Source organism: Serratia sp. CY47280 (assembly GCF_052168655.1).
GTDB classification, from domain to species: domain Bacteria; phylum Pseudomonadota; class Gammaproteobacteria; order Enterobacterales; family Enterobacteriaceae; genus Serratia; species Serratia bockelmannii.
In genome coordinates, this window is record NZ_JBJNMG010000001.1 from 1,041,524 (window position 1) to 1,062,715 (window position 21,192).

Below are 21,192 nucleotides of genomic sequence, written 5' to 3' on the forward strand. Positions count from 1 at the left end.
TCGCTTCGTTCTGCAACCTGTAATCTCGAGATGTCTACACTGATAACGCTAAAAAATATCTCCGTCGCCTTCGGCAGCCGCAAGGTGCTGTCGAACATTTCCCTCAGCCTGCAACCCGGCCGTATTCTCACGCTGCTTGGCCCGAACGGCGCGGGCAAATCCACGCTGGTGCGCGTGGTGCTGGGATTGGTCAAACCGACCGCCGGCACGCTGGAGCGTGAGCCCGATCTGCGCATCGGCTATGTGCCGCAAAAGCTGCACCTCGACGCCACCCTGCCACTGACCGTCAGCCGCTTTATGCGTCTTAAACCTGGCGTAAAGAAAGCCGACATTCTGCCGGCGCTCAAACGCGTGCACGCCGCCCACCTGCTCGACCAGCCGATGCAAAAGCTCTCCGGCGGTGAAAACCAGCGCGTGCTGCTGGCGCGAGCGCTGCTGAATAAACCGCAGCTGCTGGTGCTGGACGAACCCACGCAAGGGGTGGACGTCAACGGCCAGCTGGCGCTGTACGATCTGATCGATCAGCTGCGTAAAGAGCTGGGGTGCGCCGTGCTGATGGTCTCGCACGATCTGCATCTGGTGATGGCGAAAACCGACGAGGTGTTGTGCCTCAATCAGCACATCTGCTGCTCCGGCGCGCCGGAGGTGGTCTCGATGCATCCCGAATTCATCGCCATGTTCGGCAACCGCGGCGCAGAGCAGCTGGCGGTGTATCGCCACCATCACAACCACCGCCACGATCTGCAGGGAAGAATTGTCTTGAAGAAAACCGGGAGCCGCGAAGCATGATTGAACTGTTACTTCCCGGCTGGCTGGCCGGCGTGTTGCTGGCTAGCGCCGCCGGGCCGCTGGGTTCCTTCGTGGTCTGGCGCCGCATGTCCTACTTTGGTGATACCCTGGCGCACGCCTCGCTGCTCGGCGTCGCCTTTGGTCTGCTGCTGGACATCAACCCCTTCTATGCGGTGATCGCCATTACGCTGCTGCTGGCTTTGGCCCTGGTGTGGCTAGAACGTCGCCCGCAGCTCTCGGTGGATACCCTGCTCGGCATTCTGGCCCACAGCGCGCTGTCGCTGGGGCTGGTGGTGGTGGCGTTGATGTCTAACGTACGGGTCGATCTGATGGCCTACCTGTTCGGCGATCTGCTGTCGGTTACGCTGAGCGATATCGTGATGATTGCCGGCGGCGTCGCCGTGGTGCTGTTGGTGCTGTGGTGGCAGTGGCGCGATCTGCTGTCGATGACCATCAGCCCGGAGCTGGCGCACGTCGACGGCGTTAATCTGGTGCGCGCACGCACCGTGTTGATGCTGGTCACCGCCTTGACCATCGGTCTGGCGATGAAATTCGTCGGCGCGCTGATCATCACCTCACTGCTGATCATTCCGGCAGCCACCGCTCGGCGCTTCGCACGCACGCCGGAGCAGATGGCGGGCGTCGCAGTGCTGCTCGGCATGGTGGCCGTCACCGGCGGCCTGACCTTCTCGGCATTTTACGATACGCCGGCCGGCCCTTCGGTGGTGCTGAGCGCTGCCGTGCTGTTCACGCTGAGCCTGTTCAAAAAACAGCAGGCTTGATTAAAGCCAGCAGCAGAATATGACAAGGGCCGCGAATGCGGCCCTTTTTTATGATGGATGGAAAACTTATGCTTCGCGTTCGAGGCCGAAATGCCGGTAGGCATGCTGCGTCGCCAAACGGCCGCGCGGCGTGCGCTGGATAAAGCCCTGCTGGATCAGGAACGGTTCGATCACATCTTCGATGGTTTCACGCTCTTCGCCGATCGCCGCCGCCAGGTTGTCCAACCCGACCGGGCCACCGGTAAACTTGTCGATAATCGCCAGCAGCAGCTTGCGATCCATATAGTCGAAGCCTTCGGCATCGACGTTGAGCATATCGAGTGCCTGCGCCGCCACTGCGCCGCTGATCACGCCGTTGGCGCGCACTTCGGCGAAGTCACGCACCCGGCGCAGCAGGCGGTTGGCGATACGCGGCGTACCGCGCGCGCGGCGGGCCACCTCATGGGCGCCCTCGTCGGACAGCTCCAACCCCAGGCACCCGGCGCTGCGTGAGACGATATGCTGCAGATCCGCCACCTGATAAAACTCCAGCCGCTGGACAATGCCGAAACGATCGCGCAGCGGCGAGGTCAGCGAACCGGCGCGGGTGGTCGCGCCCACCAACGTGAACGGCGGCAGATCGAGCTTAATCGAACGCGCCGCCGGCCCTTCGCCGATCATGATATCCAGCTGGTAGTCTTCCATCGCCGGATACAGCACCTCTTCCACCACCGGTGACAAACGGTGGATTTCGTCGATGAATAACACGTCGTGCGGTTCGAGGTTGGTCAGCATCGCCGCCAAATCGCCCGCCTTCTCCAGCACCGGGCCGGAAGTGGTGCGCAAATTCACGCCCATTTCGTTGGCCACGATGTTGGCCAGGGTGGTTTTCCCCAGGCCCGGCGGGCCGAAGATCAGCAGGTGGTCGAGCGCGTCACCGCGCTGCTTGGCCGCCTGGATGAAGATCTCCATCTGCTCGCGTACGTGCGGCTGACCCACGTATTCAGTCAACAGCTTGGGACGAATGGCGCGATCGAGGACTTCTTCCTCGTTGATCGGTTCGGCGGAGATCAGGCGATCGGCTTCAATCATTATCTACCTCTTAGCGGCCTTACAAAGCAGCGCGCAACGCGTCGCGGATCAGGGTCTCGCAGTCGGCGCCCGGTTTGGCAATTTTGCTGACCATGCGACTCGCTTCCTGTGGCTTGTAGCCCAGCGCCACCAGCGCCGAAACGGCTTCGGCTTCCGCGTCCGCTTCCGGCGCGTTGTCGGCGGCGGACGGCAGGCTGATCTCGCTGCTGCTGTTGAACAGGTCGCCGTTAAGCCCTTTGAAGCGGTCTTTCATCTCTACCACCAGGCGCTCGGCGGTTTTTTTGCCCACGCCCGGCAGCTTGACCAGTGCGGTGATCTCTTCACGCTCCACCGCGCTGACGAACTGCTGCGCGGACATGCCTGACAGGATCGCCAGCGCCAGCTTCGGCCCGACGCCGTTGACCTTGATCAGCTCGCGGAACAGCGCACGCTCCTGCTTGTCGTTGAAACCGTACAGCAGCTGCGCGTCTTCACGCACCACGAAGTGGGTAAACACGATGGCCTCTTGCCCCAGTTCAGGCAGCTCGTAAAAGCAGGTCATCGGCATGTGTACCTCGTAGCCCACGCCGTTCGCCTCCAGTAACACCAGCGGCGGCTGCTTTTCCAGAATATTTCCTCTGAGACGACCTATCATTTACCCTCCTGCAGAATGACCGGGCATGGCGCCCTGCCATGCCGTTGCTGGTAAAGCTTATAACATAAAAAAGGCTGGATGAATATCCAGCCTGAGCAATCATCGCTTTGCGTCAGCGCAAACGCCCGCGCGCCAGGTTCAACCGCCCTTCGCTCATCCGCAGCACGTTCTGGCTGAGGTGGCAGTGGGTGATGGCGATAGCCAGAGCATCGGCGGCGTCCGCCTGCGGGTTGGCCGAGAGTTTGAGTAGCGAGCGCACCATGTGCTGTACCTGCGCCTTTTCGGCCGCACCGGTGCCGACCACGGTCTGTTTGACCTGCCGCGCCGCATACTCGAACACTTCCAGATTCTGATTCACCGCCGCCACGATCGCGACGCCGCGTGCCTGGCCGAGCTTAAGCGCCGAATCCGGATTCTTAGCCATAAACACCTGTTCGATGGCGAAGAAGTCGGGCTGAAACTGGGTGATGATCTCACTGACGCCGGCGTAAATCAGCTTCAGCCGCGTCGGCATGTCGTCCACCACCGTGCGGATGCAGCCGCTGGCGATATAGCTCAACTGACGCCCCTGCTGGCGGATAAGGCCATAGCCGGTGACGCGTGAACCGGGATCGATACCGAGTATGATCGCCATATCTACATCCACCTTGCATGCACGGCGCCGCCGAACGGCGGCGCCCGTTTTACCGGATTACAGCGTCGCCGCCACTTCGTCGGAAATTTCACCGTTATGGTAAACTTCCTGCACGTCGTCGCAGTCTTCCAGCATATCGATCAGACGCAACAGCTTAGGCGCTGTTTCCGCGTCCATGTCGGCCTTGGTCGATGGGATCATCGACACTTCCGCCGCTTCGGCCTCGAAGCCCGCCGCGGTCAGCGCGTCTTTCACCGCGCCCAGGCTTTCCCAGGCGGTGAACACGTCGATGGCGCCATCGTCATAGGTCACGATGTCTTCCGCACCGGCTTCCAGCGCCGCTTCCATCACGCTGTCTTCATCCAGGCCCGGTGCGTAAGTGATCACGCCCTTCTTGGTGAACAGATAAGCTACGGAACCGTCGGTGCCGAGGTTGCCGCCACACTTGGTGAAAGCGTGACGCACTTCCGCCACGGTGCGGTTGCGGTTGTCACTCAGGCATTCGATCATGACGGCGGTGCCGCCAGGGCCGTAACCTTCATAGATGATGGTTTCCATATTGGTATCATCATCGCCGCCCACGCCGCGCGCGATCGCACGGTTCATGGTGTCGCGCGTCATGTTGTTCGACAGCGCCTTGTCCATCGCCGCGCGCAGACGCGGGTTGGAATCCGGATCGCCGCCGCCCAGCTTCGCGGCAGTGACCAGCTCACGAATAATCTTGGTGAAAATTTTACCGCGTTTGGCGTCCTGCGCCGCTTTACGGTGCTTTGTGTTGGCCCACTTACTATGACCTGCCATAAAAAATCTCCGAAAAAAACTACTGGACTGAATTGATCACGAACTCTTCAATCGCCTGCTGATTGCTCCATGACTTGGTCAACTTCACGGCTTCGGCCGCCTCAAGCCATTGGTAAGCGTGGTGCTCGGTAATCACCGGATCGCGCTCCTCGGGCAACGCCAGACAGAACCAGTGCTCTTTATTGCGCGTGGTTCCCGGCGCATAGCGATGTCGCAAATGGACAAAGAGTTCAAACTCCACGCAGCGTTGGCAATCGAACAACGGCAGGTGCTCTGCTTCGATATCGATGCCGACTTCTTCCATGACTTCACGCCGCGCGGCATGCGGCGGTGACTCATCCTGTTCCAGGCTGCCGGTGACCGACTGCCAGAACTCGGTATCGTCGCGCCGCTGTAACATCAGCACCCGACCACTGGATTTCGCGTAAATCACTACCAGGATAGATTCAGGGCGCTTATAACTCATCACTCGCTCTCTTGTTCCGCACCGGCTTTCTTTACCACGCTGATCGCCAGCTCCTGCAGCGACGCCGGGTTGGCGAAGCTCGGTGCGTCGGTCATCAGACAGGCCGCCGCGGTGGTTTTCGGGAAGGCGATCACGTCGCGGATGTTGTCGGTGCCGGTCAGCAGCATCACCAGACGATCCAGGCCGAAGGCCAGGCCGGCGTGCGGCGGCGTACCGTACTTCAGCGCGTCCAGCAGGAAGCCGAACTTCTCGCGCTGTTCATGTTCGTTAATGCCCAGAATGCTGAATACCGTCTGCTGCATTTCGCTGCGGTGAATACGTACCGAACCGCCGCCCACTTCGTAACCGTTGATCACCATGTCATAGGCGTTGGCGATAGCGTTGACCGGCGCTGCCGCCAGCTCTTCCGGGCTCATGTCGCGCGGCGAGGTGAACGGGTGGTGCATCGCCGCCAGGCCGCCCTCTTCGTCTTCTTCGAACATCGGGAAGTCGACCACCCACAGCGGCGCCCAGCTGTCGAGTTGGGTCAGCCCCAGATCGCGACCCAGCTTCAGGCGCAGCGCGCCCATCGCGTCGGTGACAATCTTGAAACTGTCTGCGCCGAAGAACAGGATGTCGCCGGTCTGCGCGTTGGTGCGCGCCAGGACAGCTTCCAGCACTTCCGCGCTGAGGAATTTGGCGATCGGGCTCTGCACGCCTTCCATGCCTGCGGCGCGGTCGTTGACCTTCAGCCAGGCCAGGCCTTTCGCGCCGTAGATGTTGACGAAAGCGCCGTACTCGTCGATCTGCTTGCGTGTCAGCTGTGCGCCGCCCGGTACGCGGATTGCCGCCACGCGGCCTTTGGCGTCGTTAGCCGGGCCGGAGAACACTTTAAACTCGACGTCTTTGACCAGGTCGGCCACGTCCACCAGCTCCAGCGGGTTACGCAGGTCCGGCTTGTCGGAGCCAAAGCGACGCATCGCTTCGGCGAAGGTCATGACCGGGAAATCGCCCAGATCCACGCCCTTCACATCCAGCCACAGCTCGCGCGCCAGTTTCTCCATCACTTCACGCACCTGATCGGCGGTCATGAAGGAGGTTTCGACGTCGATCTGGGTGAATTCAGGCTGACGGTCCGCACGCAGGTCTTCGTCACGGAAGCATTTGACGATCTGATAGTAACGATCGAAGCCGGACATCATCAGCAGCTGTTTGAACAGCTGCGGAGACTGCGGCAGCGCGTAGAATTTGCCCTTGTGCACGCGGCTCGGCACCAGGTAATCGCGGGCGCCTTCCGGCGTCGCCTTGGTCAGCATCGGCGTTTCGATATCGAGGAAGCCATGGCTGTCCATGAAGCGGCGTACGAAGCTGGTGATTTTGGCGCGGGTCTTCAGACGCTCAGCCATTTCCGGGCGGCGCAGATCCAGGTAGCGGTATTTCAGGCGCGCTTCTTCACTGTTGACCTGGTTGGAGTCCAGCGGCAGCGGCTCGGAGCGGTTGATGATCTCCAGCGCGTGGGCGAACACTTCCACTTCGCCGGTGGCCATATCTTTATTGATCTGGCTGTCCGGACGCGCACGCACGGTGCCGACGATCTGGATGCAGAACTCATTGCGCAGGTCGTAGGCCTTGTCGAACGCCACTTTCTCGTCCGGATCGAAGAACACCTGCACGATGCCTTCGCGGTCGCGCATATCAATAAAGATCAGGCCGCCGAGATCGCGACGACGATTGACCCAACCACACAGAGTGACTTCCTGGCCCACGTGGGACAGATTCAACTGTCCGCAATATTCAGTACGCATACGCTATCCTTTTACACAGCCGATGCCGCGCCGGGCTACTGCGCCCCTGTCGCGCGGCTGTTATCTGATAAATTCTACTTGTTACCCGGTTTAAAATCCGTCGCATACCAGCCGGTACCCTTAAGCTGGAAACCGGAGGACGAGATCAACTTGGTCAACGCGGGCTGCCCACACGCCGGGCAGTCTGCCAGCGGCGCATCGGAAAATTTTTGCAATTTCTCTAACCGATGGTTGCAAGCACCACATGCATATTCATAAATCGGCATAGGTCGTTGGATTAAAGAGTGTTGAAAAAAGGGAGTCATTATAAAGGAAATTCATCCGCCCGATAAGTGCGAACACAGCATTGTTACCGCACTAAATGGCGCGTTTTTGTTCGAATCAACACATCGGTTAACAAATTTCCCATTAACCTGCGACAGTTTTTTCACGTAGCCTGATTCTCCCCCGGTTTTGCGCCGTGCGCTGCTCGCCTGGCGCGCCGAACAGTTTTTATTCACTTCGCAACGAGATGAAATCCATGCTGAAACTTGACGCCCAAACCACCGCTCTGGTGCTGATCGATTTGCAAAACGGCATTCTGCCCTACGCCGGTGGCCCGCACAGCGCCGACCAAGTGGTCGCGAACGCCGCTTTGCTGGCCGCGCGTTTTCGTCTGCTGGGCTCGCCGGTGCTGCTGGTGCGCGTCGGCTGGTCCGACACTTTCGCCGAGGCGCTGAAACAGCCTGTGGACAAGCCGGCTCCCGCGCCCGCCGGCGGCTTGCCGGCCAATTGGTGGGAATTCCCCGCGCCGCTGGCGGTCAGCGACAGCGATATTCTGGTCACCAAGCGCCAATGGGGCGCCTTCTACGGCACCGATCTGGATTTGCAGCTGCGCCGTCGCGGCATCAAGTCTGTGGTGCTGGGCGGTATTTCCACCAATATCGGCGTGGAATCCACCGCCCGCGCCGCCTGGGAACACGGCTATGAGCTGGTGATCGCCGAAGACGTCTGCAGCGCGCAGAACGCGGAAATGCACCGTTTCGCGTTCGAACACATCTTCCCGCGTTTGGCGCGAGTGCGCGACACCGGCGAAATTCTTGCCGCGCTCGACCGGTAACGTTAAGTTGTAGCCTGATAAGCCAAGGATAAGTAAAGGAAGACGACGCCGTGATCTACATCGGACTGCCCCAGTGGCAACATTCAGCCTGGAATCGTATCGGGCTGCGTGACTTGGCGGATTACAGCCGCTACTTCAACTGCGTGGAAGGCAACACCACCTTCTACGCGCTGCCGAAGCTGGACATCGTGCAGCGCTGGCGCGACATGACCGGCGACGATTTTCGCTTCTGCTTCAAATTCCCGTCGGACATCAGCCATAAGGCCGCCCTGCGCAACTGCGCCGCCGAGCTGCAGGCGTTTTACCACTGCCTGAGCCCGGTGCATCAACGCATCGGGCAATTGTGGCTGCAGTTGCCCGCCGCCTTCGGCCCCGACGAGCTGCCGCGCATGTGGCAGTTCTTCGAAAGCCTGCCGCAAGAATTCACCTACGGCGTCGAAGTGCGTCATCCGGCATTTTTCGCCAAAGGCGAGGAAGAGCGCGCGTTGAATCAGGGGCTGCATCAGCGCGGCATCAATCGGGTGATCCTCGACAGCCGCCCGGTGCATCACGCCGCCCCCCATACCGCCGCCGTGCGCGATGCCCAGCAGAAAAAACCGAAGCTGCCGGTGCACGCTCTGGTCACCGCCGACCAACCGCTGGTGCGCTTTATCGGCGGCGACCAATTGGCCGACAACCTGCGCTGGTTCGAAGCCTGGCAGCAAAAACTGCCGCTGTGGCAGCAACAACATCAACCGTATCTGTTTATTCATACGCCGGACAACGGCGATTCACCCCAGCAAGCGCAAAAAATTTGGCAGCAGCTGCGCCGGGCGATCCCCGATTTGCCTGCGCCGCCGGACTGGCCAGAGCAAGATGCACTGTTTTGACCTATTAATCTGACCAATAACATCAAATATTTCCCCGCGACAGTGAATACAATGACGGCTATGATGCTGGCTGCCAGTTTTGGTTAGGGAACGGAGTTAAAAATGGTAAGCGCGCTTTATGTAGTGCTCGGCGCATTGTTGTTGATCAAACTCTCTTATGACGTAGTCAGATTAAGGATGCAGTACCGCGTAGCCTACGGCGACGGCGGTTTTTACGAATTGCAGACCGCCATCCGCGTGCATGGCAACGCCGTTGAATACATTCCTATCGCTGCCGTATTGCTGGTGATCATGGAGATGAACGGCGCGGAAATCTGGATGATTCACCTTTGCGGCCTGATGCTGATGGCCGGGCGACTGGTGCATTACTACGGTTTGCGCAACCGCGAGGTTCGCTGGCGTCGTTCAGGCATGGCCGCGACCTATATCTCTTTGTTGTTGATGGTTCTGGCAAATATCTTCTATCTGCCCTGGGATCTAATTTTCAGCCTGCATTGATCCCGTTTTATCATCAGGCGGCCGCGCCGCCTGCTTCCGCTCCGCTTTTTTACGCTTTTCTGTTAGACTACGCAGCTTCGAATTCTGAACTGATTTGCCGCTATGCCAAACCGCGATACCCTTTTCTCCGCCCCCATCGCCAAACTGGGCGACTGGACCTTCGACGAACGCGTCGCCGAAGTGTTTCCCGACATGATCCAACGCTCCGTTCCCGGCTATTCCAACATCATCTCGATGATCGGCATGCTAGCCGAACGCTTTGTGCAACCCGACAGCCGGGTGTATGACTTGGGCTGCTCGCTGGGCGCGGCGACGCTGTCGATGCGGCGGAATATCAAGGTGCCAGGCTGCACTATCATCGCCGTCGACAATTCGCCGGCGATGGTGGAACGTTGCCGCCGCCATATCGACGCCTTCCGCGCCGACACGCCGGTCGACGTCATCGAAGCCGACATTCGCGACATCGACATCGAAAACGCCTCGATGGTGGTGCTGAACTTTACGCTGCAGTTCCTCGAGCCGGCCGATCGCCTGCGTCTGCTGGAGAAAATCTATCGCGGCCTGCGCCCAGGCGGCGCACTGGTGCTGTCGGAGAAATTCAGCTTTGAAGACGCCGAAGTCGGCGAACTGCTGTTCAACATGCATCACGATTTCAAACGCGCTAACGGGTACAGCGAGCTGGAGATCAGCCAAAAACGCAGCATGCTGGAAAATGTGATGCTCACCGACTCGGTAGAAGCACACAAAGCGCGACTGCAACAGGCCGGGTTCGAGCATGCCGAAGTGTGGTTCCAGTGCTTCAACTTCGGTTCGCTGATCGCCCTGAAAGCGGGAGAGGCGCAATGATCGAGTTCGGTGATTTCTATCAGCATATTGCCAAGAGTCCCCTCAGCCATTGGTTGGATACCCTGCCCGCGCAGCTCAGCGCCTGGCAACGCGAATCGCTGCACGGCAAATTCAAACAATGGTTCAACTCGGTAGAACATTTGCCGACGCTGACCCCAACCCGCCTCGATCTGCTGCACGGCGTGCGCGCCGAAATGGAGCCCGGCCTGTCGCCGGGCCAGCTCGAAGGCATCGAGAAAATGCTGCGCACCCTGATGCCGTGGCGTAAAGGGCCGTTCTCGCTGTATGGCATCGATATCGATACCGAATGGCATTCCGACTGGAAGTGGGATCGCGTGCTGCCGCACATTTCTCCGCTGGCCGGCCGCACCATTCTCGACGTTGGCTGCGGCAGTGGTTATCACCTGTGGCGCATGATCGGCGCCGGTGCCCACTTCGCCGTAGGCATCGATCCCATGCAGCTGTTCCTATGCCAGTTCGAAGCGGTGCGCAAGCTGTTGGGCGGCGATCAGCGCGCCCACCTGCTGCCGCTCGGCATCGAGCAGTTGCCAGATTTGGCGGCGTTCGACACCGTGTTCTCGATGGGGGTGCTGTATCATCGCCGCTCGCCGCTTGATCATCTGTATCAGCTGAAAAATCAGCTGGTGGCTGAAGGTGAACTGGTGCTGGAAACGCTGGTGGTGGAAGGCGATCGCCACCAGGTGCTGGTGCCGGGCGATCGTTATGCGCAGATGCGCAACGTGTATTTCATCCCTTCCGCCGAAGCGCTGAAGTGCTGGCTAGAGAAGTGTGGCTTCGTCGACGTGAAGATCGCCGATATGTGCGTCACTAGCCTCGAGGAGCAGCGCCGCACCGACTGGATGACCAGCGAGTCGCTGGCAGAATTCCTCGATCCGAACGATCGCAGCAAAACGGTCGAAGGCTATCCGGCGCCCCTGCGCGCCGTACTGACCGCCAAAAAACCCTAGTACTCGCTAATCGGGCCGGCCTGCGCCGGCCCGAATTCACCCGTTACTGACATCGACAATTCGCAGCTCATAGACCATCGTCGCGTTCGGCGGGATCTGCGGCGCATAGCCGGTTTCACCGTACGCCAACGCCGGCGGCACCACCATCGTCAGCGAGCCGTGATTTTTCAGGTGGCCGATCGCCTCGCGGAACAACGGCGGATAGGCGGAGAGCGGCTGGGACATCACCTTCCCACTGCGATCCATATCCTGAATCACGCGACCGTCGGTTAAACTTTCTTTCACCACGATGTCCACCCGCGCGTTTTCCTTAATGGCCTCATCACCCGCATAATCGATGCGATACCAGAAACCGGCAGGCGACTTCTGCGTACCCTTCTTCTTTTTAAACTCAGCGACGAACGCCTCACCCTTGCTGGTCTGCGTCTTCGCCGCCTGGTTTCTGGCGTCATTTACCGCTTTTTCCGACTCCGCCAGTGCGCTGGTCAACTGCGCATCGCTCAACTGGTAATGGCCGCTGAAGGTATCGATCACGCCCGCCAGCAGCACGGTTTTGTCGGGCGTGATACCCCAATTTTTACGTTCCGCCAGCATCGTTTGAATATCGCGCCCCAAAGCGACACCGGCGGCGTAGCTCTGTTGCTCCGGCTTTTTCTTGAGCGTCTGACTCTCCGGCAGCCATTTAGCCCGCGATCTCAGCCCATCCAGTTCCTCGCGCAAGGCTTGCTGTGCCTGTTGCGCGGCCGCCAGCTCCGTCGCCGTTTTATCCGCCTGTTGCGCCGCTTTATTCCGTAGCTGCACTGTCTGCGCGTTTTCCGTCGTCAGCGCCGCCAGACGCTGTTCCAGCGCCTTAGCCTGCTCGGTTTGCGTTTTGTTTTTTCCCTGCAGCGTTGCCAGCTGCTGTTGAAGTTCACCCGCAGCCTTGGCGGCTTCCGCCTTTTGCTGCGCCAGCGCCGTCTTCAGGCTTTTTTCTTGCCGCTCGGCCTGTTGGCGTACGATATCCCTCTCTTTTTGCACCTGCGCCAGCTGCTGCTGAAGTTCACCCGCCGCCTTGGCGGTTTCGGCCTTTTGCTGCGACAGCGCCGTCTTCAGGTTTTGCTCTTGTTGCTCAGCCTGTTGGCGTACGATATCCCTCTCTTTTTGCACCTGCGCCAGCTGCTGCTGAAGTTCACCCGCAGCCTTGGCGGTTTCGGCCTTTTGCTGCGCCAGCGCCGTCTTCAGGCTTTGCTCTTGCTGCCCCCCCTGCTGCCGTTGATCCACCTGCTCTTTTTGCAGTTTCGCCAGCTGCTGCTGCAGTTCGCCCGTCAGCCTGGCAGCCTCGGCCTTCTGCTGTTCCAGCTCAGCGGCGGCCGCTTTTTTATCCTGCTCATAACGTTGGCGCGCTTTATCGTGGGCGGTCTGCACCGCGGCCAATTTCTCCTGCCAGGCGTTATCCGCCTGGCCAGGCAGCACCGCCAGCCGTTGTTCCAGCAAGGCAATACGCCGATCGCGCTCCGCGGTTTGTTGCTTTTGCCGCGCTAACGCCGCTTGCGTTTCGGCGATCTGCGCCTGAGCCTTACGCTCCTGCGGCGTCAGGTTCAGCGCCTGCCGCACGCCGCTGGCGAAGTTGCTCAACGCGCTCAGATCGGGCGCCGGTGACGGTTTGTCGGCAGCCGTCAGGGTGGACGCGACGCGCAACGCGGTCAGCTCCTGCTGCAGTGATTGAATTACCGCCTGCTGTTGCTCCAATCGGGCCTCTTTCTCGCGCAGCGCCTTTTGCCACTGCGCCAGCTGCTTCTTATGCGCCGCCGTCTCACGCGTTTGAACCGGCCGGGATGCTGACTTTTGTGGGGCCTGGGATTGAGTGACTGCGGTATCCGCTGCCGGTGCATCTTGCCGCTGATAGCGTTCGGCAAACTGCAATAACGCCGGCACGTCGTCATCCGCAGCGACCACCGCCGGCGCAAACGCCAACGCTATCATCAGGCTCAGTAGCGCCTTTCTCGCACGGAGAGTCATTGGGCGCGTTCTCCGCGCTCAGCCAGGCCGGTCATCATGGCAGAACTGATGTCTGCGCACAGACGGCTGGTGCGATAACGATACAGGGCGTCAACGGTTTCCTGCGTGCCCGTGTTGACCCGCTGGCGTACCCCGGCATACTGCGCCGCGCCGCCCATCAAAGTATCGAACTCGCGTTTGAATTTTTGGTATTTTTCGTTATCCATACCGCGCATGGCATCCAGTTCGCGCTGGCACTGCTGCATGCGCTCAGCTTCACGCTGCCGTTTGTCTTGCTCGGCAACTTCTTCCGCACTGGGCGGCTTACTTAATGTAGAAACAGGCCGCTTGGCGGTCTGGCAGCCGGTCAGGGCCAACGTCAGCAAAAGCGCAGCGGTCAAACAGTGTGCCGTTCGGGTCATTATCGTTATCTCCTTGTAAAGTCCGCCGTCGGCGTGCTCTGTGGCTGCGCCGACGGCTCTCCTCAATTGATGCTGTGATGTTCCGGCCATAAAACCGGCGGTGAGCAGGTATAAAATGCAGACGCGATAATGAGCGGCAGAGCGCAAATCATTCACCACGCAAATAAATACCAAAAAATCATTTAATATCATGATATTTAAAGGATTTTAACTCACAAATTTATCAGCAGGGCATAGCGAGCGCAAGAAGAGATGGGGCCGCCGACCGAATAACAGCGTTGAAACGGTGCTGCGTCTTTACAAGGTACCAGGCCAATCCATGCTCCACTTTCCGCGGCCTGAATTTCACGCTGTATCAGCACCCAGCAAACCTCATCGACTTTTTGAAACGTCCAGCCTGATTGAGAATAGTGTTGCCAACCAACAGGAGAAATTTCATGAACAATATGATTAGTGTTAATAACATCAGTGAATTGCGTAATCTGACGCCAGTTACAGATGACCAGATTGTCTTTTTAGTTTCTCATACCGCTGGACACTTCACCGGAGGCGGCGAATTCTATTATGCGAAAACGGATACAACCAGTGCGGACAATAACGGTACCGTGGTGGTTACAACGGGAGGAGCGCGTTGGAAACGACTGGATCAGAAACTGACTTTCGATCACTTCGGTGCCGATCCTAGTGGCACTTCCGCCTCTGACGCAGCAATCAGCGCGACATTAAACTATGCCGCGAGTTTAAAAAACAAAGTGGTCTATGCTTCGGAAAATGCTCAATATCTGCTGACCAGCACTCAACCTATCAACGTCGCAAATGGCGTCACAGTCAGAGGATCCCGCCGCGGTATTGCTCAAGGCCCTGCAAGTCTTACAAACAATGGCCCTAATCGGGCAGGCCTTGCTGACGATAGTGCTTTCATCATCAAAAAGCCGGCAGGTACGGTTTGTTTCGCCTGCGATAAGAACGTTGTCTTTGATGGTTGGTCGTTCCTCTATCCAGATCAGAAATATACTGCCACCCAGCCGGAGGCGTTTGTTCCATACGGAGCCACCATTACCGCAACCGGCGCTCTGTCAGTCGCCAACTGCCGTTATGTAGGCGCCTATGATTTTGTTGAAGCTCGTGGAGAAGCCAACAGCTTTGAGAATATCTACGGTTGGGCAGTACGCTGCGACTACAGGGTTTATGAAAGCAGGGACATCAACAGATTTACCAATGTTCACGTCAATGCCAACGTCGTGCGCCCGACAGAAAACGCGGTGACTGCCTCTATCGCCGTAGCCGGTTCTTGTGCTTTCAATCTCGATCGCCACGACAATACATTTATGGTGAATGTGTTCTCTTATGGCAAAAAGATCTTTATCAAAACTACAACACAAGGAACCTCCTATTTAGGCGGCCTTAGCCTGAGCAATTTCATGGCAGACAGAAATGGTACCGGAATTGATATCGACTCGGATTCCTCCGCCAATATTCAAATCGCCAACGGTTCTTATATTAATGACTATGGTGATACCGTTGGAGGGTTCCTGGTATTAAGAAAGTCTACTGGCCAATCAAATATCACCCCAGTGCAAATCAGCAATGTTAACTTCGCTACCGCTAATGGACCGAAGGGTTCACTCTCCCCTCAGGCCATTCGCTTCGAAGCAAACGGCGGGTATCAACTTTCATTCAGCAACACCGTCATGCCAATGTGGACGAACGGCAGTCTGAACAATGAAGCGGGTTACAACATTCTTAGAGGCACACTGAGCATTGCGCAACGCAGCTATCAGCTACATGCGGCTCCGCTAAATTGTTTGACGAACAGCAACATGATCGCCATCGGTGCTGACAAACAGCCTGTTGGCTGGTTTATTGACGGGAATCTGACGGCGGATAGCAATATCCTGACCGCCAATGGAGACAACCCGGCTTATAAAGGTTTGGGTCAACGTATTCATCGGAGCATGGGATTGAGAACATTCTGGGCCATCGCATCCTCTATCGGCGATCAATCTACCGCGCAAGCTTCGACTGGCATTTGGGCCCGCTCGTACAACGATAATTATACCGACACTGTCGAGAGCAATGAAGCTATTCCCTGGATACGCATCGGCAACCTCTACTACGCGCGTTTTGTCATGAACAACAATCGCACTATCCACGATATCCTGGTCAATCCCGGAAGTGGCAATAATGCGGTGCGCGTTTTAAACTGCGGCATTACTCCGGGCGAAGTCTTCAACTTCTCGCCCGATGCACAGCACTAATCATCCGCAAAATAAAAAAAGCCCCGGCAAAACGCCGGGGCCTGGTACTTGCGTGATCGCCGAGGGCTCGGTGACACGCAAAGGGGTCTTACGGCCCGGAAACCGGTTATCAAACGCGGTTAGCTGCGTGTTTATGCGCTTTGCGCCAGGGGATCAACCAAGGCCAGCGCGTTTTTCATCGCCTCCACCATTTCGCCATCCACGCAATAATGGCTAAATTCGTCAAACTCGTTATCGGAGCACATGGTGACACCCGCCTTGCGATAACGCATGGTCGACGGCGCTAGATGGCCGGAAGAGCTGTGCAGTTCATGCAGGCCGATATCGACGAACTTGTGCAGATTGCTGAGGCGCACACCGGCACCCGCCATGATCACCGGGCCCTGGCTGGCCTGACGCAAATCACGCAGCAACGGCAGGCCAAGTTCGGCGCTCTGCTGTTGGCCGGAGGTCAGAATGCGCGCCACGCCCAGCTCAGTCAGTTGCTCCAGCGCCACCATCGGATTCTGGCACATGTCGAACGCGCGGTGGAACGTCACCGCCATCCCCTCGCACAGCCTCATCACTTCGCGCATGCGCGGCAGATCGATGTGCCCTTCTTCGTCCAACATGCCTACCACTACGCCGGGGAATCCCATCTCGCGGATGTGGCGGATATCTTGCTTGATCACCTCGAAATCCACCGCGCCGTAGCAAAAATCGCCACCGCGAGGGCGAACGATCGGATGCACCGGGATCGCAACCCGCTCGCGCGCCAGACGCAGCGTGCCATAGCTCGGCGTCAATCCCCCTTCGCTCTGGCTGGCGCACAACTCGATGCGATCGGCGCCCGCCCGTTCGGCCGTCAGCGCACAGTCGACGCTAAAGCAACAAACTTCCAGTTTTATCATTGTCACCCCCAGATAACGGCCAACATACGGCGGCAATTGTTCATTTCTTCATTTCTCACGTAGGCTCATGCATAGGCATAAACCGGTTCAGGGTTGTAACTATGGCATTCAATTTTGATCAATGGGTAGACCGCAGTCACAGTGACAGCGTTAAGTGGGATAAATATCGCGGCCGCGACATCCTCCCGCTTTGGGTCGCCGACAGCGATTTCGCCTCGCCGCCGGCGGTGATAGAAGCCTTGCAGCGGCGCGTAGCGCACGGCGTATTCGGCTACACCCACCCATCCCCTGATCTTCTTGAGGTTTTTATCCGCCGCATGGTAGAGCGCTACGGCTGGCACATCAAGCCTGAATGGATCATTTTCCTGCCTGGGTTGGTGTGTGGCCTGAACCTGTGCGTGCGCGCCTGCACCGAAGAACATCAGAGCACGCTGGCTCCCTCCCCCATTTATCCGCCGTTTCGCAAAGCGGCCAAATTCGCGGGGCGTAAACACCTCTCGGTGCCGCTAACGGCGGCAGGCCAACGTTGGGTGCTGGATTTTTCCGCGATGCATGATCGGCTCAGCGGCAATGAGAAGCTCCTGCTGCTGTGCAACCCGCAAAATCCCGGAGGCACCGTTTATCGCCGGGATGAACTGTTGCAGCACCATCAGTTCGCTCGCGAGCACGATTTAATCGTCTGCTCCGATGAAATCCACTGCGAGCTGCTACTTGAACCCGGCGTGCGACACATCCCTTTCGCCACCCTGAATGAAGATGCGGCCCAACGCAGCGTGACGCTGATGTCACCGTCTAAGACATTCAATCTCGCCGGGCTCGGCGCCTCGATGGCGATCGTCCCCAACGAAGCGTTGAGACAAAAGCTGAAACGCGCACGCAGCGGCATTGTCCCGGAGGTTAATCTGCTGGCGCTGGTCGCCGCCCAGGCGGCCTATCAATACGGGCAACCCTGGCTGGATGAGCAGTTAATTTATCTGCGCGCCAATCGCGATCGGTTGACAGAGCGCATCAACGCTATGCCGGGATTGACGTTGTTACCGATCGAAGCCACCTATTTGGCCTGGATCGACTGCAGCGCTTTGCCGGTGGATAACCCGCATCAGTTCTTCGAGCGCGCAGGCGTTGGGTTAAGCGCCGGTTTGGATTTCGGCGATCGGCGCTTTGTACGGCTGAACTTCGGTTGCCGGCGGGCCCTGCTCAATGAAGCGCTCGATCGCATGGCGCAAGCCTGTGCGGCACTGGCTGGCTAGCCTTGTTCGCTGGCGACGATGTCTCTAATGGAATAAGGATGAAACTTGATCGTAACCGTTCCATCGGTGATGGCCAGCGTCGGGTTCGGCAGCCGTTCGCCTTCGCCTTTTGGCGAACTTTGCTTCAGCTTGATCCCCGGCGCCAACAACGCTTCATCAGCAAGGTGACTCAACGCCCGTGCATGCAGCGTCTGCGGATCGCCGCTGAGCACCAATTCGACATGTTCCCACCCTTCATGCGGATAGCGTTTCTCCCCGGGGTACGGCAGCTCAACGCAATCTATGCGCCACGGCCCCACGGCCAGCGGCTGCTGTAAATCAAACAAACAGATAGGCCGCCCGTTGATCATCGATTCGGACAGCAGTGTCCCACACTGCATCAATCCCTGGCGCCAGCGTTCGGCGGTAGCGTTCTGGTGACAACGCAGGGAGATGTGATCGGCGATAAAGGCAGACAGATCAAGCCGCAATCTGGCGGCAAATTGTTGCAACGCCTGCTCGAAACGCGGCAGGTCGAGCTTCAGATCGTCAAGCTCGGCAATGGCCTGCAAGGGAGTGGTCATAGGAACCTCAAAACAACGGAGCACAAAGTTAAACGCCGTAATTTACACGGTGGCGACAGCGCTCGCCAGCGTTGAGAGGGTTTTCAGCAGTCATTCAGAATGATTTTCGGTTGCGTGCGGAGAGAGCAAAAAACCAACTTTTTATTAAGAAGGCAGCTTATTAAGTCAACAGAAAAATAAAAATTAAGAATTTTCGCAAGCCATTATAACCCTTCATCATGACGTTATGATTTAAGTTATTTTTCACAAAACCATTCGTGATTCGCGGGTTAAACCGATTGAATCGCTTCATTTAATCACACTTTAGCCACTTATCAAATTCACAAAAAAACAACAATTAACCCATTGTAAACAAAGACAATAAAATTCAATAATTAATAAAAAACTAAGGATTATCTTAATTTTAATCTAGGTAATTGATTCACCAACGCAACTCAGCTACTTTGGAGAAAATTTAAATTCGAGATGACCATTATGTTATTGCTGACGATATCCTTGGTGTTGATAATTATCGCCGTATACGCCATCTACCGTCATTTTAAATCACGCAGTACCAACACGCTGGATGCCAGGCGTCACAATAAAAAGCGTTAGCCTCATAACTTTCCCCTCCGTACATTCTGGTCAGGTCATTCTGCTTTTCACCTTCAGGCATTCTACGCGCCGCACCCGGCAACTGTTTCATCGCAGCGGCCGCGCCAACTGCTGACGGGCTCCGTCAGATCGGTTACAATGGCAGGCTGTTTTGTGGAGGTCGCCCGTCGCGCCCGCCACCGTTGAATTCCGCAGGGGCTGGCTTCAGCTCCTCGTTCGTCATTAAGGTAACCCGGTGAATATTCAGGTTCTTCTTTCAGATAAAGTCAGCCAGGCGCTGATCGCCGCTGGTGCGCCAGCCGATTGCGAAGCGCAGGTCCGCCCTTCCGCCAAGGCGCAGTTTGGTGATTACCAGGCCAACGGTGTGATGTCAGTCGCCAAAAAGCTGGGCATGCCGCCCCGTCAGCTGGCGGAAAAAGTGGTGCAACTGCTGGATCTCGGCGATGTCGCCAGTAAAGTGGAAATCGCCGGTCCCGGCTTTATCAACATTTTCCTGAACAGCGACTGGGTCGCCCGCCAGGCCGACCAGGTGCTGAATGCACCGAAGCTGGGCATTGCCCCGGTTGAACCGCAAACCATCGTTATCGACTACTCTGCGCCGAACGTGGCGAAAGAGATGCACGTCGGCCATCTGCGCTCCACCATCATCGGCGACGCCGCGGCACGTACCCAGGAGTTTCTGGGCCACAAAGTGATCCGCGCCAACCACGTCGGCGACTGGGGCACCCAGTTCGGCATGCTGATTGCCTACCTGGAAAAAATGCAGAATGAAAACGCCAGCGATATGGGCCTGTCCGATCTCGAGCAGTTTTACCGCGAAGCCAAGAAACATTACGACGAAGACGCCGAGTTCGCCGAGCGCGCGCGCGCTTACGTCGTGAAGCTACAGGGCGGCGATCAGTACTGCCTGAAAATGTGGCGCAAGCTGGTCGACATCACCATGGCGCAAAACCAGCTGACCTATAACCGCCTGAACGTCACGCTGACCGAAGACGACGTGATGGGCGAAAGCCTGTATAACGCGATGCTGCCGGGCATCGTCGCCGATCTGAAAGCCAAAGGGCTGGCGGTGGAAAGCGAAGGCGCCACCGTGGTGTTCCTCGACGAATACAAGAACAAGGACGGCGACCCGATGGGCGTCATCATCCAGAAAAAGGATGGCGGCTACCTCTACACCACCACCGATATCGCCTGCGCCAAATATCGCTACGAGACCCTGGGCGCCAACCGCGTGCTGTATTACATCGACTCCCGCCAGCATCAGCACCTGATGCAGGCCTGGACCATCGTGCGCAAAGCCGGTTACGTGCCTGAGTCCGTCTCGCTGGAACACCACATGTTCGGCATGATGCTGGGCAAAGACGGCAAGCCGTTCAAAACCCGCTCAGGCGGCACCGTGAAGCTCTCCGATCTGCTGGATGAGGCCATCGAACGCGCCGAACAGCTGATCGCCGGCAAAAACCCGGACATGCCGGAAGAGGAAATGAAAACCGTGGCCCGCGTGGTCGGCATCGGCGCGGTGAAATACGCCGATCTGTCGAAAAGTCGCACCACCGACTATGTTTTCGACTGGGATAACATGCTGGCCTTCGAAGGCAATACCGCGCCTTATATGCAATACGCCTATACCCGCGTGGCATCGGTATTCAAACGCGCCGGGATCGACGAAAGCAGCCTGACGCTGCCGCTGACACTGACCGAAGAGCGTGAAATTGCACTGGCCACTCGCCTGCTGCAGTTCGAAGAGGTGCTCACTACCGTTGCACGTGAAGGCACGCCGCACGTCATGTGCAGCTATCTGTACGATCTGGCGGGCTTGTTCTCCGGTTTCTACGAGCACTGCCAGATCCTCAACGCCGACAGCGAAGAAGCGCGTCAGAGCCGCCTGAAGCTGGCGCTGCTGACCTCTAAAACGCTGAAAACGGGTCTGGATACGCTCGGCATCGAAACCGTCGAACGTATGTAAACCGCACTGCGCGGAAAGCAAAAAGGTCGCC

21 protein-coding genes are annotated in these 21,192 nt (G+C 57.9%); 10 read left to right on the forward strand and 11 right to left on the reverse strand.

What is annotated here, in order from left to right; genetic code table 11:
- Window positions 1-30 precede the first annotated feature (30 nt).
- Together znuC and znuB are read left to right on the forward strand one after the other, a co-directional pair.
- Complete coding sequence (gene znuC, locus ACJ8J4_RS05060) at window positions 31-789, forward strand: zinc ABC transporter ATP-binding protein ZnuC (protein ID WP_004932357.1); 759 nt, start codon at window positions 31-33, stop codon at window positions 787-789.
- Window positions 786-1,571 carry a zinc ABC transporter permease subunit ZnuB gene (znuB, locus tag ACJ8J4_RS05065; protein WP_025303124.1) on the forward strand — a complete coding sequence of 262 codons (786 nt, stop codon included), beginning with the start codon at window positions 786-788 and terminating at the stop codon, window positions 1,569-1,571. Before znuC ends, znuB begins: the two co-directional genes overlap by 4 nt.
- A gap of 66 nt (window positions 1,572-1,637) precedes the next feature.
- On the opposite strand, the gene ruvB is transcribed toward znuB, so the two are convergent.
- From ruvB to ACJ8J4_RS05100, 7 genes are all read right to left on the reverse strand, one after another.
- The gene (gene ruvB / locus ACJ8J4_RS05070; protein ID WP_025303125.1) at window positions 1,638-2,642 is read right to left on the reverse strand and encodes a Holliday junction branch migration DNA helicase RuvB; all 1,005 of its coding nucleotides are present in this window, start codon (window positions 2,640-2,642) and stop codon (window positions 1,638-1,640) included.
- Between the two features lie 19 nt (window positions 2,643-2,661).
- A complete protein-coding gene (gene ruvA / locus ACJ8J4_RS05075) occupies window positions 2,662-3,276 on the reverse strand; it encodes a Holliday junction branch migration protein RuvA (RefSeq protein ID WP_025303126.1) in 615 nt (204 codons plus the stop codon).
- A gap of 112 nt (window positions 3,277-3,388) precedes the next feature.
- A complete protein-coding gene (ruvC, locus tag ACJ8J4_RS05080) occupies window positions 3,389-3,910 on the reverse strand; it encodes a crossover junction endodeoxyribonuclease RuvC (protein ID WP_004932367.1) in 522 nt (173 codons plus the stop codon).
- A gap of 57 nt (window positions 3,911-3,967) precedes the next feature.
- Window positions 3,968-4,711, reverse strand: a complete 744-nt coding sequence (locus ACJ8J4_RS05085; protein ID WP_004932370.1) for a YebC/PmpR family DNA-binding transcriptional regulator — start codon at window positions 4,709-4,711, stop codon at window positions 3,968-3,970.
- A gap of 19 nt (window positions 4,712-4,730) precedes the next feature.
- On the reverse strand, window positions 4,731-5,177 hold the full coding sequence (gene nudB / locus ACJ8J4_RS05090; protein ID WP_004932373.1) for a dihydroneopterin triphosphate diphosphatase: 447 nt from the start codon (window positions 5,175-5,177) through the stop codon (window positions 4,731-4,733).
- The gene (gene aspS, locus ACJ8J4_RS05095) at window positions 5,177-6,961 is read right to left on the reverse strand and encodes an aspartate--tRNA ligase (protein ID WP_025303127.1); all 1,785 of its coding nucleotides are present in this window, start codon (window positions 6,959-6,961) and stop codon (window positions 5,177-5,179) included. Before aspS ends, nudB begins: the two co-directional genes overlap by 1 nt.
- A 74-nt stretch (window positions 6,962-7,035) precedes the next feature.
- On the reverse strand, window positions 7,036-7,266 hold the full coding sequence (locus ACJ8J4_RS05100; RefSeq protein ID WP_320204121.1) for an FmdB family zinc ribbon protein: 231 nt from the start codon (window positions 7,264-7,266) through the stop codon (window positions 7,036-7,038).
- Window positions 7,267-7,481: 215 nt separating this feature from the next.
- On the opposite strand from ACJ8J4_RS05100, the gene ACJ8J4_RS05105 reads away from it, so the two are divergent.
- The 5 genes from ACJ8J4_RS05105 to cmoB all read left to right on the forward strand — a co-directional run bounded on the left by ACJ8J4_RS05105 (window position 7,482) and on the right by cmoB (window position 11,241).
- A complete protein-coding gene (locus tag ACJ8J4_RS05105; protein WP_089181680.1) occupies window positions 7,482-8,060 on the forward strand; it encodes a hydrolase in 579 nt (192 codons plus the stop codon).
- Between the two features lie 53 nt (window positions 8,061-8,113).
- Window positions 8,114-8,929, forward strand: a complete 816-nt coding sequence (locus ACJ8J4_RS05110) for a DUF72 domain-containing protein (protein WP_089180536.1) — start codon at window positions 8,114-8,116, stop codon at window positions 8,927-8,929.
- A gap of 102 nt (window positions 8,930-9,031) precedes the next feature.
- Window positions 9,032-9,427, forward strand: coding sequence for an MAPEG family protein (locus ACJ8J4_RS05115; protein WP_004932387.1), 396 nt, complete (start codon window positions 9,032-9,034; stop codon window positions 9,425-9,427).
- A gap of 102 nt (window positions 9,428-9,529) precedes the next feature.
- Entirely contained in the window at window positions 9,530-10,273 is a 744-nt protein-coding gene (cmoA, locus tag ACJ8J4_RS05120) for a carboxy-S-adenosyl-L-methionine synthase CmoA (protein WP_089180997.1), read from the forward strand.
- Window positions 10,270-11,241 carry a tRNA 5-methoxyuridine(34)/uridine 5-oxyacetic acid(34) synthase CmoB gene (gene cmoB, locus ACJ8J4_RS05125; protein WP_025303131.1) on the forward strand — a complete coding sequence of 324 codons (972 nt, stop codon included), beginning with the start codon at window positions 10,270-10,272 and terminating at the stop codon, window positions 11,239-11,241. The genes cmoA and cmoB overlap by 4 nt, the downstream gene beginning before the upstream one ends.
- Before the next feature lie 36 nt (window positions 11,242-11,277).
- Here cmoB and ACJ8J4_RS05130 read toward each other — a convergent pair whose 3' ends face one another.
- Window positions 11,278-13,239, reverse strand: coding sequence for an FKBP-type peptidyl-prolyl cis-trans isomerase N-terminal domain-containing protein (locus tag ACJ8J4_RS05130; RefSeq protein WP_197836177.1), 1,962 nt, complete (start codon window positions 13,237-13,239; stop codon window positions 11,278-11,280).
- Window positions 13,236-13,640 (reverse strand): hypothetical protein, encoded by a 405-nt coding sequence (locus tag ACJ8J4_RS05135; protein WP_025303133.1) that lies wholly within the window; start codon window positions 13,638-13,640, stop codon window positions 13,236-13,238. Before ACJ8J4_RS05135 ends, ACJ8J4_RS05130 begins: the two co-directional genes overlap by 4 nt.
- A 437-nt stretch (window positions 13,641-14,077) precedes the next feature.
- On the opposite strand from ACJ8J4_RS05135, the gene ACJ8J4_RS05140 reads away from it, so the two are divergent.
- Window positions 14,078-15,898, forward strand: coding sequence for a hypothetical protein (locus ACJ8J4_RS05140; protein WP_060447816.1), 1,821 nt, complete (start codon window positions 14,078-14,080; stop codon window positions 15,896-15,898).
- Window positions 15,899-16,029: 131 nt separating this feature from the next.
- On the opposite strand, the gene cutC is transcribed toward ACJ8J4_RS05140, so the two are convergent.
- Entirely contained in the window at window positions 16,030-16,788 is a 759-nt protein-coding gene (gene cutC, locus ACJ8J4_RS05145; RefSeq protein ID WP_043143046.1) for a copper homeostasis protein CutC, read from the reverse strand.
- Window positions 16,789-16,889: 101 nt separating this feature from the next.
- On the opposite strand from cutC, the gene ACJ8J4_RS05150 reads away from it, so the two are divergent.
- Window positions 16,890-18,038, forward strand: coding sequence for a MalY/PatB family protein (locus tag ACJ8J4_RS05150; RefSeq protein ID WP_089195964.1), 1,149 nt, complete (start codon window positions 16,890-16,892; stop codon window positions 18,036-18,038).
- Here ACJ8J4_RS05150 and ACJ8J4_RS05155 read toward each other — a convergent pair.
- Window positions 18,035-18,601, reverse strand: coding sequence for a VOC family protein (locus ACJ8J4_RS05155; RefSeq protein WP_025303137.1), 567 nt, complete (start codon window positions 18,599-18,601; stop codon window positions 18,035-18,037). The genes ACJ8J4_RS05150 and ACJ8J4_RS05155 overlap by 4 nt on opposite strands.
- A gap of 829 nt (window positions 18,602-19,430) precedes the next feature.
- Between ACJ8J4_RS05155 and argS the strand changes: the two genes are divergently transcribed.
- Complete coding sequence (gene argS, locus ACJ8J4_RS05160; protein ID WP_025303138.1) at window positions 19,431-21,161, forward strand: arginine--tRNA ligase; 1,731 nt, start codon at window positions 19,431-19,433, stop codon at window positions 21,159-21,161.
- The last annotated feature ends 31 nt before the right edge of the window (window positions 21,162-21,192 follow it).

What these genes read in the sequence shown, in the direction of transcription:
- znuC (WP_004932357.1), top strand. Translation starts at nt 31, where the DNA reads ATGTCTACACTGATAACGCTAAAAAATATCTCCGTCGCCTTCGGCAGC.
- znuB (WP_025303124.1), top strand. Translation starts at nt 786, where the DNA reads ATGATTGAACTGTTACTTCCCGGCTGGCTGGCCGGCGTGTTGCTGGCT.
- ruvB (WP_025303125.1), bottom strand. Translation starts at nt 2,642, where the DNA reads ATGATTGAAGCCGATCGCCTGATCTCCGCCGAACCGATCAACGAGGAA.
- ruvA (WP_025303126.1), bottom strand. Translation starts at nt 3,276, where the DNA reads ATGATAGGTCGTCTCAGAGGAAATATTCTGGAAAAGCAGCCGCCGCTG.
- ruvC (WP_004932367.1), bottom strand. Translation starts at nt 3,910, where the DNA reads ATGGCGATCATACTCGGTATCGATCCCGGTTCACGCGTCACCGGCTAT.
- ACJ8J4_RS05085 (WP_004932370.1), bottom strand. Translation starts at nt 4,711, where the DNA reads ATGGCAGGTCATAGTAAGTGGGCCAACACAAAGCACCGTAAAGCGGCG.
- nudB (WP_004932373.1), bottom strand. Translation starts at nt 5,177, where the DNA reads ATGAGTTATAAGCGCCCTGAATCTATCCTGGTAGTGATTTACGCGAAA.
- aspS (WP_025303127.1), bottom strand. Translation starts at nt 6,961, where the DNA reads ATGCGTACTGAATATTGCGGACAGTTGAATCTGTCCCACGTGGGCCAG.
- ACJ8J4_RS05100 (WP_320204121.1), bottom strand. Translation starts at nt 7,266, where the DNA reads ATGACTCCCTTTTTTCAACACTCTTTAATCCAACGACCTATGCCGATT.
- ACJ8J4_RS05105 (WP_089181680.1), top strand. Translation starts at nt 7,482, where the DNA reads ATGCTGAAACTTGACGCCCAAACCACCGCTCTGGTGCTGATCGATTTG.
- ACJ8J4_RS05115 (WP_004932387.1), top strand. Translation starts at nt 9,032, where the DNA reads ATGGTAAGCGCGCTTTATGTAGTGCTCGGCGCATTGTTGTTGATCAAA.
- cmoA (WP_089180997.1), top strand. Translation starts at nt 9,530, where the DNA reads ATGCCAAACCGCGATACCCTTTTCTCCGCCCCCATCGCCAAACTGGGC.
- cmoB (WP_025303131.1), top strand. Translation starts at nt 10,270, where the DNA reads ATGATCGAGTTCGGTGATTTCTATCAGCATATTGCCAAGAGTCCCCTC.
- ACJ8J4_RS05130 (WP_197836177.1), bottom strand. Translation starts at nt 13,239, where the DNA reads ATGACTCTCCGTGCGAGAAAGGCGCTACTGAGCCTGATGATAGCGTTG.
- ACJ8J4_RS05135 (WP_025303133.1), bottom strand. Translation starts at nt 13,640, where the DNA reads ATGACCCGAACGGCACACTGTTTGACCGCTGCGCTTTTGCTGACGTTG.
- ACJ8J4_RS05140 (WP_060447816.1), top strand. Translation starts at nt 14,078, where the DNA reads ATGAACAATATGATTAGTGTTAATAACATCAGTGAATTGCGTAATCTG.
- cutC (WP_043143046.1), bottom strand. Translation starts at nt 16,788, where the DNA reads ATGATAAAACTGGAAGTTTGTTGCTTTAGCGTCGACTGTGCGCTGACG.
- ACJ8J4_RS05150 (WP_089195964.1), top strand. Translation starts at nt 16,890, where the DNA reads ATGGCATTCAATTTTGATCAATGGGTAGACCGCAGTCACAGTGACAGC.
- ACJ8J4_RS05155 (WP_025303137.1), bottom strand. Translation starts at nt 18,601, where the DNA reads ATGACCACTCCCTTGCAGGCCATTGCCGAGCTTGACGATCTGAAGCTC.